The sequence below is a fragment of the Amaricoccus sp. genome, from assembly GCF_036846665.1.
Taxonomy (GTDB): Bacteria; Pseudomonadota; Alphaproteobacteria; order Rhodobacterales; family Rhodobacteraceae; genus Amaricoccus.
This window is the reverse complement of sequence record NZ_DAIUBO010000139.1, coordinates 1-10,130: the sequence shown is the minus strand read 5'-3', so window position 1 is coordinate 10,130 and position 10,130 is coordinate 1. Positions and strand designations below refer to the sequence as shown.

Annotated in this window: 9 protein-coding genes; 5 read left to right on the top strand and 4 right to left on the bottom strand. The window is 70.5% G+C overall.

The genetic code is table 11. The features are described from left to right. Positions 1-100 precede the first annotated feature (100 nt). The 5 genes from V7050_RS13540 to V7050_RS13520 all read left to right on the top strand — a co-directional run bounded on the left by V7050_RS13540 (position 101) and on the right by V7050_RS13520 (position 6,284). Positions 101-1,099, top strand: a complete 999-nt coding sequence (locus V7050_RS13540; RefSeq protein WP_324410672.1) for an ABC transporter ATP-binding protein — start codon at positions 101-103, stop codon at positions 1,097-1,099. Positions 1,100-1,281: 182 nt separating this feature from the next. Continuing rightward, positions 1,282-2,067: an SDR family NAD(P)-dependent oxidoreductase gene (locus V7050_RS13535; protein WP_324367770.1), complete on the top strand. Its 786-nt coding sequence runs from the start codon at positions 1,282-1,284 to the stop codon at positions 2,065-2,067. Between the two features lie 12 nt (positions 2,068-2,079). Then, on the top strand, positions 2,080-3,549 hold the full coding sequence (locus tag V7050_RS13530) for a mannitol dehydrogenase family protein (protein WP_324367768.1): 1,470 nt from the start codon (positions 2,080-2,082) through the stop codon (positions 3,547-3,549). Beyond that, positions 3,546-4,676 (top strand): HAD-IA family hydrolase, encoded by a 1,131-nt coding sequence (locus V7050_RS13525; protein ID WP_324367766.1) that lies wholly within the window; start codon positions 3,546-3,548, stop codon positions 4,674-4,676. The genes V7050_RS13530 and V7050_RS13525 overlap by 4 nt, the downstream gene beginning before the upstream one ends. 9 nt (positions 4,677-4,685) lie before the next feature. Further along, positions 4,686-6,284, top strand: a complete 1,599-nt coding sequence (locus V7050_RS13520; protein ID WP_324367765.1) for an FGGY-family carbohydrate kinase — start codon at positions 4,686-4,688, stop codon at positions 6,282-6,284. 42 nt (positions 6,285-6,326) lie between these two features. Here the strand turns inward: V7050_RS13520 and V7050_RS13515 are convergent, their stop codons facing one another. From V7050_RS13515 to V7050_RS13500, 4 genes are all read right to left on the bottom strand, one after another. Continuing rightward, positions 6,327-6,512 carry a hypothetical protein gene (locus V7050_RS13515; protein WP_324367763.1) on the bottom strand — a complete coding sequence of 62 codons (186 nt, stop codon included), beginning with the start codon at positions 6,510-6,512 and terminating at the stop codon, positions 6,327-6,329. A 257-nt stretch (positions 6,513-6,769) separates the two neighbouring features. Next, positions 6,770-7,738, bottom strand: coding sequence for a magnesium transporter CorA family protein (locus tag V7050_RS13510; protein WP_324367761.1), 969 nt, complete (start codon positions 7,736-7,738; stop codon positions 6,770-6,772). Continuing rightward, on the bottom strand, positions 7,735-9,642 hold the full coding sequence (locus V7050_RS13505) for an acyl-CoA synthetase (RefSeq protein ID WP_324367759.1): 1,908 nt from the start codon (positions 9,640-9,642) through the stop codon (positions 7,735-7,737). The genes V7050_RS13510 and V7050_RS13505 overlap by 4 nt, the downstream gene beginning before the upstream one ends. A 142-nt stretch (positions 9,643-9,784) precedes the next feature. After that, positions 9,785-10,130, bottom strand: a 346-nt coding sequence (locus V7050_RS13500) for an ATP-binding cassette domain-containing protein (RefSeq protein ID WP_324410670.1), incomplete at its 5' end; no start/stop codon positions are given.

Sequence of the window (10,130 nt, the reverse complement as noted above, 5' to 3'; positions counted from 1 at the left end):
TGGCCATCGCGCCGATCCTGATCATGGGCTGGTTCAGCCAGAAGCAACTCGTCCGCGGCCTGACATTCGGCGCCGTGAAGTAATCCCGGGGGAACGCAATATGGGCAAGATCCAGCTTCGCGACGTCAACAAGTCCTTCGGAGCGACCAACGTCATCCCCAAGGTCAATCTCGACATCGAGAACGGCGAGTTCGTGGTCTTCGTCGGCCCCTCCGGCTGCGGCAAGACGACGCTGCTGCGGATGATCGCCGGGCTCGAGGACACGACCTCCGGCACGATCTCGATCGACGGGCGCGACGTGACCGGCGAGGCCCCCGCCAAGCGCAAGCTCGCGATGGTCTTCCAGTCCTACGCGCTCTACCCGCACATGACGGTGGCCAAGAACATCGCCTTCCCGCTCAAGATGGCCGGCGAGGACCAGGCGGCCATCGACAAGAAGGTCGCCGAGGCCGCGCGGGTCCTGAACCTGACCAACTACCTCGAGCGCCGTCCGGGCCAGCTCTCCGGCGGCCAGCGCCAGCGCGTCGCCATCGGCCGCGCCATCGTGCGCCAGCCCTCGGCCTTCCTCTTCGACGAGCCGCTCTCGAACCTCGACGCGGCGCTCCGGGGCACCATGCGGCTCGAGATCTCCGAATTGCACCAGCACCTCGGGACGACGATGATCTACGTCACCCACGACCAGGTCGAGGCCATGACCATGGCCGACAAGATCGTGGTGCTCAACGCCGGCAACATCGAACAGGTCGGCTCGCCGATGGAGCTCTACAAGACCCCGAAGAACCTCTTCGTCGCCGGCTTCATCGGATCGCCGAAGATGAACCTCGTCGAGGGCCCGCCGGCGGAAAAGCACGGCGCCAAGACGGTCGGGTTCCGCCCCGAGCACATCGCGATCTCGACGACCGAGGGCGAATACAAGGGCAAGGTCGGCGTGGCCGAGCACCTCGGCTCGGACACCTTCGTGCATGTCCATACCGACGAGCTCGGCACCATGAACGTGCGCGCCGACGGCGAGATCCCGGTGCATCACGGCGACACGGTCTGGCTCACCCCCGACCCGGCCAAGATCCACCGCTTCGGAAAGGACGGGCTCGCGCTGTGACCCGACGCCATGGTCCGGCCGGCCCCGAGGCCGTACCGGCCGGGACCTCGGCGGCGGGCCGTGGCCGAATTGACAAGGGCGTCTCGCCCGAGGTTGAGATTGCATGAACGCGATGCCAACGCTCCGCTTCGGCCGATGCGGCGGGTCCGTCGCAGACGCAATGCACGAGGAGCTTGCCTGACATGGATCTGGGGCTGACGGACAGGATCGCCGTCATCACCGGCGGCAGCATCGGCATCGGCCTCGGTGTCGCCCGCGCCTTCGCCCGCGAGGGCGCGAACGTGCTGATCGCCGCGCGGGACCGCGAGCGCCTGGACGAAGCCGCCGCCGCCATCTCGCGCGATTTCGGCGTCGAGGCCGTGGGCCACGCCTGCGATGTCGCCACCGCGGAGGGATGCGCGAGCCTCGTCGCGGCCGCCAGGGAGGTCTTCGGCGGCGCCGACATCCTGGTCAACAACGCCGGCACCGGCTCGAACGAGACCATCCTCGAAGCCCCGGACGAGAAATGGCAGGCCTATTGGGACCTGCATGTCATGGCCGCCGTCCGCCTCGCCCGCGGCTTCGCGCCGATGATGCAGGCGCGCGGCGGCGGCGCGATCCTGAACAACGCCTCGATCTGCGCCACCCAGCCGCTCTGGTACGAACCGATCTACAATGTCACCAAGGCCGCGCTGGTCATGCTCTCCAAGAACATGGCCAACGAATTCATTCCCCTCGGCATCCGCGTCAACGCGATCAGCCCCGGGCTGATCCGCACCCCCGACTGGGTGAAGACCGCCACCCAGCTGGCCGGCGCCGACAGGGCCGAGGAATACCTGCAATCCGTCGCCGACGAGCACGCGCCGATCAAGCGTTTCGGCAGCGTCGAGGAACTCGCCGATTTCTTCGTCTTCCTCTGCTCGGACCGCGCCAGCTATTCGGTCGGCGCGACCTACTTCGTCGACGGCGGCATGCTGCGCACCATCTGACCGGAGGAAGCCATGGCCACCGCCCTGTCGCTGAAGACCCTGCCCGACCTGCCGGCGCGCGTCGCCCGCCCTTCCTATGCGCGGAACGATCTCAGCCACGGCATCGTCCATTTCGGCGTCGGCAACTTCCACCGCGCGCATCTGCAGATCTACCTCGACCGGCTGATGAACGCCGGCCGCGACCTCGATTGGGCGATCGTCGGCGCCGGCGTCACGCCCTATGACGCAAGGATGCGCGACGCGCTCGCCGGCCAGGACTGGCTCTCGACCGTGGTGGAGCAATCGGCCGCGACATCCGAGGCCCGCGTGACCGGGGTGATGACCGACTTCCTGCCGCCGATGGACGGCAGGGCGATCGTCGCCGGCCTCGCCGATCCCACGACCCGCATCGCCTCGCTGACCGTCACCGAGGGCGGCTATTTCGTGAACCCCGCCCTCGGCAAGTTCGACCCCGAGCACCCCGCGATCCTCGCCGATGCGCGGAACCCCGACGACCCGAAGACCGTCTTCGGCCTGATCCTCGCCGGCCTCAAGGCCCGTCGCGCCGCGGGCCGCGCCCCCTTCACGGTGATGTCCTGCGACAATGTCCCGCACAATGGCAACGTCTGCCGCGACGCGGTGGCCGGCCTCGCCGCGGCGCAGGACGCGGGCTTCGCCGCCTGGGTCCGCGAGAATGTCGCCTTCCCCAACGCCATGGTCGACCGCATCGCCCCCGCCACCTCGGACCGCGAGCGCGCGATCACCCGCGACGAGTTCGGCATCGAGGATGCCTGGCCGGTCTTCTGCGAGGACTTCATCCAATGGGTGGTCGAGGACAGGTTCACCGCCGGCCGCCCGGCCTTCGAGGCCGTGGGCGCCGAATTCGTGGCGGACGTCACCCCCTGGGAGATGATGAAGATCCGCATCCTCAACGGCGGCCACGCGATCATCGCCTATCCCGCCGGGCTGATGGACATCCATTTCGTCCACGAAGGCATGGAGAACCCGCTGGTCCGCGCCTTCCTGCAGAAGCTGGAGCGCGACGAGATCATCCCCATCGTCCCGCCGGTGCCGAACACCGATCTCGACGGCTATTTCCGCAAGGTCGAGGAGCGCTGCCTCAACCCCAAGATCGGCGACACCATCCGCCGGCTCTGCCTCGACGGATCGAACCGCCAGCCGAAATTCATCATCCCCTCGATCGCCGACCGCCTCGCCCGCGGCCTGCCGGTCGAGGGACTCGCGCTCGAGAGCGCGCTCTGGTGCCGCTACTGCGAGGGCACCACCGATTCCGGCAAGGTCACCGAGCCGAACGACCCGAACTGGGACCGCCTCCAGGCACAGGCCCGGGCCGCGAAATCCGACCCCGCCGCCTGGCTCTCGATGGCTGACATCTACGGCCGCACCGCCGAGGTCCCGGCCTTCACAGATGCCTTCGCCCGCTGGCTCCGCGCGCTCTGGGCCGACGGCACCGAAGCGACGCTCCGCCGCTACCTCGGATGAATCCCGAGATCCGGGACGCGCGCCCGGAGGAGGCGGCGGCGATCGCCGCGCTGATCCGGGCCTCGATCACCGGCCTCTGCGCGCGCGACCACCGCAACGAGCCGGGAGCCCTCGCCGCCTGGCTCGCCAACAAGACCCCCGAGGCCGTCGGTGGCTGGATCGCCGACCCGGACCAGCGCCTGATCGTCGCGCAGGAGGCGGGCCGGCTCGCCGGCACCGCTTCCGCCCGTCCCTCGGGTGACCTGCTCCTGCTCTACGTCGCCCCCGATGCCGCCGGCCACGACATCGGCACGGGCCTGCTCGCCGCGCTCGAGGCCTGGCTCCGCGGCGAGGGCGCGACCGAGATCCGCCTCGAGAGCACCGTCACCGCCCGCGACTTCTACCGCGCGCGCGGCTACCGCGAGACCGGGCCGTCGACCCGGCGCTGCGCCACCGGCTGCCTTCCCATGTCGAAACCGCTGGGTCATACGCCCACCGCCCTCGTCATCTTCGACTGCGACGGCGTCCTCGTCGACAGCGAGCCGATCGCGCTCCGCCTGCTCATCGAAACCCTCGCCGCGGCGGGCCTCGGCCTCGAACCCGACGAGGTCCACACGCGCTTCCTCGGCAGAAGCCTCGCCACGACCCGCGAAATCCTCGCCGCCGACTACGGCCTGACCCTCGGCGAGGACGCGCTGGCCGGCATGCGCCACCGCCTCTACGCCGCCTTCCGCGCGGAGCTGCGGCCGATCCCCCACATCGCCGAGGCGCTCGATGCGCTGCCCTGCCCCTTCTGCGTCGCCTCGTCCTCGCAGCCCGAACGCATCGAGCTCTCGCTCACCGTGACCGGGCTCTGGCCGCGCTTCGCGGGCCGCGCCTTCTCCGCGACCATGGTTGCGCGCGGCAAGCCCGCGCCCGACCTCTTCCTTCACGCCGCGGCCAGTCTCGGCTACACTCCCGGTGCCTGCCTGGTGGTCGAGGACAGCCCGGCCGGCGTGACGGCGGCCCGATCCGCCGGAATGCGGGTGGTGGCCTTCACCGGGGGAAGCCATGCGACGTCAGACTGTCACCGGGCCGGGATCGCGGCCCTCGAACCGGACGCGATCATCGACGACATGCGCGATCTGCCAGAGCTAGCGGCGGGATAGACCGGTTCCATGTCCGCCTTCGTCGCCGCCGTCGATGTCGGTACCGGCAGTGCGCGCGCCGGCATCTTCGACCTCGGCGGCCGCCTGCTCGGTCGCGCCGAACAGGCGATCGCCCTCAGCCGGCCCCGCGCCAACCATGCCGACCAGGACAGCGGGCAGATCTGGCGCGCGGTCTGCGCCGCGGTCCGCGCCGCGCGCGACCGGGCGGGCATCGGCCCCGGCGCGGTCGCCGCCATCGCCTTCGACGCGACCTGTTCGCTCGTGGTGCGCGACGCCGAAGGGCAGCCGATCGCGGTTTCGCCCGGGGCGGAGGACCGCTGGGACACCATCCTCTGGCTCGACCAGCGCGCCCGCACGGAGGCCGCCGAAGTCACCGCCACCGGGCATCCCGTCATCGCCCATTGCGGCGGGGCCATGTCCCCGGAGATGCAGCTGCCCAAGCTCCTCTGGCTCAAACGGCGGCTGCCCGAGCACTGGGCGCGCGCCGCCCGGGTGTCCGACCTCGTCGACTTCCTCGCCTGGAAGGCAACGGGCTCCACCGCCCGCTCCCATTGCGCGCTCACCTGCAAATGGTCCTATCGCGGGCAATGCCCCGACCCCTGGCCCCGGGACCTGCTCGACCGGATCGGCCTCGCGGATCTCGAGGCCCGGACCGGCGTGCCGCAACGCTCCGTCCCGGTGGGCAGCGACCTCGGCCCGCTCCGCCCCGAAGCGGCGGCAGCGCTCGGCCTGACCGAAACCTGCCGGGTCGCCGCCGGGATGATCGACGCCCATGCCGGCGCGCTCGGCGCCATCGGCGCCCATGGCGCGGACCTCGGCCACCGCTTCGCGCTGATCGCGGGCACCTCCACCTGCGTGATGGCGCTTTCCGAGGAACCGCGATTCGTGCCCGGCTTCTGGGGGCCCTACCGGGATGCGGTCCTGCCGGGGAAATGGCTGATCGAGGGCGGCCAGTCAGCCTCCGGCGCGCTTCTCGACCATATCTGCACGGTCTGGGGCGGCGCCGAGCCCGACGCGGCCTTCCATGCCCGCGTCTGCGCCCGCATCGCCGAAATGCGGGCGGAAGAGGGATGGTATCTGGCCCGACGGCTGAACGTGCTGCCCGATTTCGCCGGCAACCGCTCGCCCCATGCCGATCCCGCGGCGCTCGGCGTGGTCAGCGGCCTGTCCCTCGACCATGGTTTCGACGGCCTCTGCCGGCTCTACTGGCGAACCGCCGTCGCCCTCGCATGCGCCCTGCGCCTCGTCGTCGACCGCCTGGCGCCGCCGCCGGCCCAGCGCCCGCGTCTGCATGTGGCCGGCGGCCATGCGCGCAACCCGATGCTGGTGCAGCTCTACGCCGATGCGACGGGCTGCATCCTGGAACTGCCCGAACATGCCGATGTCGTGCTGCTCGGGAGCGCCATGGTCGCCGCGACCGCCGCCGGGGCCTTCCCCGACCTCGCCAGCGCCGCGCGCGCGATGCAGGCGCCGGTCCGCGAGATCCACCCCGATGCCGCCGCCACGGAGGAACTCGAGACCGACTACCGGATTCTTCTGGAGATGCAGGAGCACCGCCGCCGGATCGACCAGCTGGCCAACGGCGCCTCGCGCCTCGGCGATGGATGACGGATGCGGCTGCGCGACCCCGGTCGGAACGGGCCGCAGCCCTCAGAACTTGTCCTGGCAGAAGGCGGCGGCGACCGCCTCGCGCGCGCCGCATCGATTGTCGGAAGCAAGCAGCACGAGCGCATCGTCGAGCGATTCCGCGAGTCGCGGCAGCGAGTTCATCGCCGCATAAACCCGCAGCTCCGTGAGGATGTCGAACATCTGGGCGTCGTTCTCAGGCAGATACATCGTCTCGGCCCTGTTCAGCTTTCCGGGTCGCACGCGGCGGAGCGACACCTGTCACTATTCCCGCAGCGCACGCACATGCTAGGGGCAATCTCTCGATAAGCCCTGTTCTCGGAACGATTTGTACCCTGTTGGTTAAGTGATTACAACTGCCCGGTCACACGTTGCCCCGCGCGTGATCGGTTTCCGCCTGCGACGCGCCCCGACGCCGGTCCTTCGGCGCCCCATCGCCCGAGTCCGCCCCGGCGGCCCGCCACCGCCTAGAGCCAGCCGCGGCTCTTGAAGAACCAGAGCGTCAGCAGGACCGAGGCCACCATCAGCCCGACCGACAGCGGATAGCCCCAGGGCGAATTCAGCTCCGGCATCGCCGCGAAATTCATGCCGTAGACCGAGGCGATCAGGGTCGGCGGCAGAAAGACGGCGGCCGCGATCGACAGGATCTTGATGATCGCATTCTGCTCGATCGAGATCATCCCGAGCGTCGCATCGAGCAGGAAGCCGAGCTTGCCCGACAGGGCCGCGGCATGCTCAGTGAGGAAATGCGCATCCCGGCTCAGGGCCTTCAGCCGGGGCCGGCAGGCCTTGGCGATGCCGTAGCGATCGAGGACCGGGCCGAGGAAGGTGGTCAGCCGCTCGATCGTGACCAGCGAATCCTGGATCATCGTCGACACCCGGCCGAGCCGCCCGACGCCCCGGAGGACCTCGCGGTAGTCGTGCTGCCGGCCCGGACTGCCCGCGCCCTTGTCGAAGACGTCCCGCGCCAGCCGCTCGACGTCGCGCCCGCAGGCTTCCAGCAGATCCGCGAGCCGGTCCACCACCGCGTCGAGCAGCGAGAGCAGGACGCTCGCGCCGTCGGCGCAGGCGGTCTCGGCCCGCGTCGCGCGCTGCGGGAAGGTGTCGAAGGCCCGCGGCGTGTGGTAGCGCAGGGTGATCAGCGGCCCCGCGCCCAGCACGAAGGTGACGGGCGCCAGGATCGGATCGCGCGATTCGACCTGTGCGGGAAGCAGGGCCGTCATGAAGGCGATGCCGTTCTCGATGTAGAGCCGGCTCGAATCCTCGATCTCCGCCATCTCCTCCTGCGAGGGCAGTTCGAGCCCCAGGGAGCCCTGCAGCCGGAGCTCCTCCTCCCGGTCCGGGGAGAGCAGGTCGAACCAGACCACCCGGCCGGCATCCGCACCCGCGTCGACCTGGTGCAGATGCCCGTCCACCGCGGCATAGGTCCGGATCATGGCTGGCGTCCGACGCGCCACTCCCAGGGAACCGTGAAGCCGCCCAGCACCTTGGCGACCGCCTCGTCGGCGGATCCGCCGTGGCCCGGTTCCACCCGCGCCACCAGCCCGCGCCGGCGATCCTCGACGACCTCGGCGATGCGCGCCTCCGTCCCCGCCTCGGCCAGCGCCGCGTTCAGCACCCGCGCGATCGCCCGGCAGCGCAGGTCGGGCTTGAAGACCTTGCCCACGGCGGTCTTGGGCAGCGCCTCGAGCACCTCCACGTGCTTGGGCACCGCGGCGCGCTCGGGGATGCGCGCGCGGGCATGGGCGAGCAGCTCCTCCCCGCTCGCCCTGCTGCCCTCGACCAGCTCCACATAGACCGCCGGCACCTCGCCGGAATACATGTCCGGCTGGCCGATCGCCCCGGCGAAGGCCACCTCGGGATGGCTCATCATCGCCTCTTCGATCACCGCGGGGTCGATGTTGTGCCCGCCGCGGATGATCAGATCCTTGGCCCGTCCGGTGATCCAGAGATAGCCGTCCGCATCGAGCCGCCCCAGGTCGCCGGTCCTGAGATACCCGCCTTCGGCGAGGATCCCGCGGTTCTTCTCCTCATCGGTATAGACGGCCGCATTGACCCCGGGGTTGCGGGCGCAGATCTCGCCCACCTCGTCGGTGCCGCATTCCTTCACGATCCCGCCCGCGGCGTCGCAATGCAGGATCCGCACGTCCGTATAGGCGAAGGGCAGGCCGACGCTGCCGATCTTGCGCTCGCCATAGGGCGGATTGACCGCGATCAGGCAGGTCGCCTCGGTCAGGCCGTAGCCCTCGAGGATCATCACGCCGGTCGCCTCCTCGAAACGGTGGAAGAGCTCCACCGGCATGGCCGCCGAGCCGCTGATCGCCAGCCGGAGCGTCGAGACATCCGCGTCGACCGGCCGCTGCATCAGCGCCGAGACCGCCGTCGGCACGGTGATCACGAAGCTCGCCCGGTAGCGCTCGATCAGCTTCCAGAAGTTCTTCAGCACGCCGGCGCCGCGAAAGCCCTGCGGCGTGGGAAAGACGATCTGCGCGCCGGAGGTCAGGCAGGACATGAAGACCGGATAGGCCGCCAGAACGTGGAACATCGGCAGCGGGCACATCAGAACGTCGGCCTCGGTGAACATATAGGCCTTGCCGCACCAGCCGTTGTAGAGGATGCCCCGGGCGTGGTGCTGGGCGATCTTCGGCAGGCCCGTCGTGCCGCCGGTATGGAAATAGGCGCAGATCCGGTCGGATGTGTCCTCGGCGAAGCCGAGCTCCTTCGCCGGGTGGCGCTGCATCTCCGAACGCAGGTCCAGCACGCGCGCCCGGTGGTGCACCTCCGCCTTCGGCCGCAGCACCGGCATGGCCCAGGCGAGCGGCGCCGGCAGGTAGCGGGCCAGATCCGCCTGGAGCACGGTCTCGACGCCAGGGGCCAGCGCCACCGCCTCCGCGACCTTCTGCGCCACGTCCGATTGCGGGAAGGGCGCCAGCGTCACCACCACCTTCGCGCCGGTCTCGCGCAGGATCCCGGCGATATGCTCGGGCGATAGCAGCGGGTTGATCGGGTTGACGATTCCCGCCGTCGCGCCGGCCAGGAGCGTGACCGGCGCCTCGAGCCCGTTCGGCAGCACCGAGGCCACCACCTCCCCCGGACCCAGCCCGAGGCTTCGCAGCAGGTTCGCGAGCTGGACGACCTCGCCGCGCAGCTCCGCCCAGCTCAGCGTGACCGCCTTGTCGCGCGGGCCGGACCGGAGCTGGAAGGCCACCGCCTGCCGGTCGGGGAAACGGCCCGCGGTCTCGCACAATTGCTCATAGAGCGTGCGCGCGGCCCAGCGGCTCTCGACCGGCGCCTCGGCCTCGACGGCAAGCTTGTCTGCCAGTGTCGCGATCCGGAACATGGCCTCTCCCTTCCATCGCGGACCGCCAGGGCCCCGGGTCGGAGGGAGAATGTAAGAGCGGCGGCGCAATCACAAGCGTGCACGGCGCGCCCGGGGCCGAATTCTGTTCCGGCCCGATCGCCGGCCGGCCCCGGGTCGGCGCTCAGGCGGCCCCGTCGGTGAACTGGAGCCGCGCCAGCCGCGCATAGAGCCCGTCCTCGGCGACCAGCGCGCCGTGGCTGCCCTCCGCGACGATGCGGCCGTCCTGGAACACGACGATCCGGTCGGCGCGCTTCACCGTGGCGAGCCGGTGGGCGATGATCAGGGTCGTCCGGCCCTCGGCCAGCCGGTCGACCGCCAGCTGCACCGCGCGCTCGCTCTCGGCGTCGAGCGAGCTCGTGGCCTCGTCGAGCAGGAGCACCGGCGCGTCGCGCAGGATGGCGCGGGCGATTGCGAGCCGCTGCTTCTGCCCGCCCGAGAGCATCACCCCGCGCTCGCCCACATAGGTG

Excerpts from the sequence above, each read along its gene's own strand:
- V7050_RS13540 (WP_324410672.1), top strand. The coding sequence starts at position 101 with ATGGGCAAGATCCAGCTTCGCGACGTCAACAAGTCCTTCGGAGCGACC.
- V7050_RS13535 (WP_324367770.1), top strand. The coding sequence starts at position 1,282 with ATGGATCTGGGGCTGACGGACAGGATCGCCGTCATCACCGGCGGCAGC.
- V7050_RS13530 (WP_324367768.1), top strand. The coding sequence starts at position 2,080 with ATGGCCACCGCCCTGTCGCTGAAGACCCTGCCCGACCTGCCGGCGCGC.
- V7050_RS13525 (WP_324367766.1), top strand. The coding sequence starts at position 3,546 with ATGAATCCCGAGATCCGGGACGCGCGCCCGGAGGAGGCGGCGGCGATC.
- V7050_RS13520 (WP_324367765.1), top strand. The coding sequence starts at position 4,686 with ATGTCCGCCTTCGTCGCCGCCGTCGATGTCGGTACCGGCAGTGCGCGC.
- V7050_RS13515 (WP_324367763.1), bottom strand. The coding sequence starts at position 6,512 with ATGTATCTGCCTGAGAACGACGCCCAGATGTTCGACATCCTCACGGAG.
- V7050_RS13510 (WP_324367761.1), bottom strand. The coding sequence starts at position 7,738 with ATGATCCGGACCTATGCCGCGGTGGACGGGCATCTGCACCAGGTCGAC.
- V7050_RS13505 (WP_324367759.1), bottom strand. The coding sequence starts at position 9,642 with ATGTTCCGGATCGCGACACTGGCAGACAAGCTTGCCGTCGAGGCCGAG.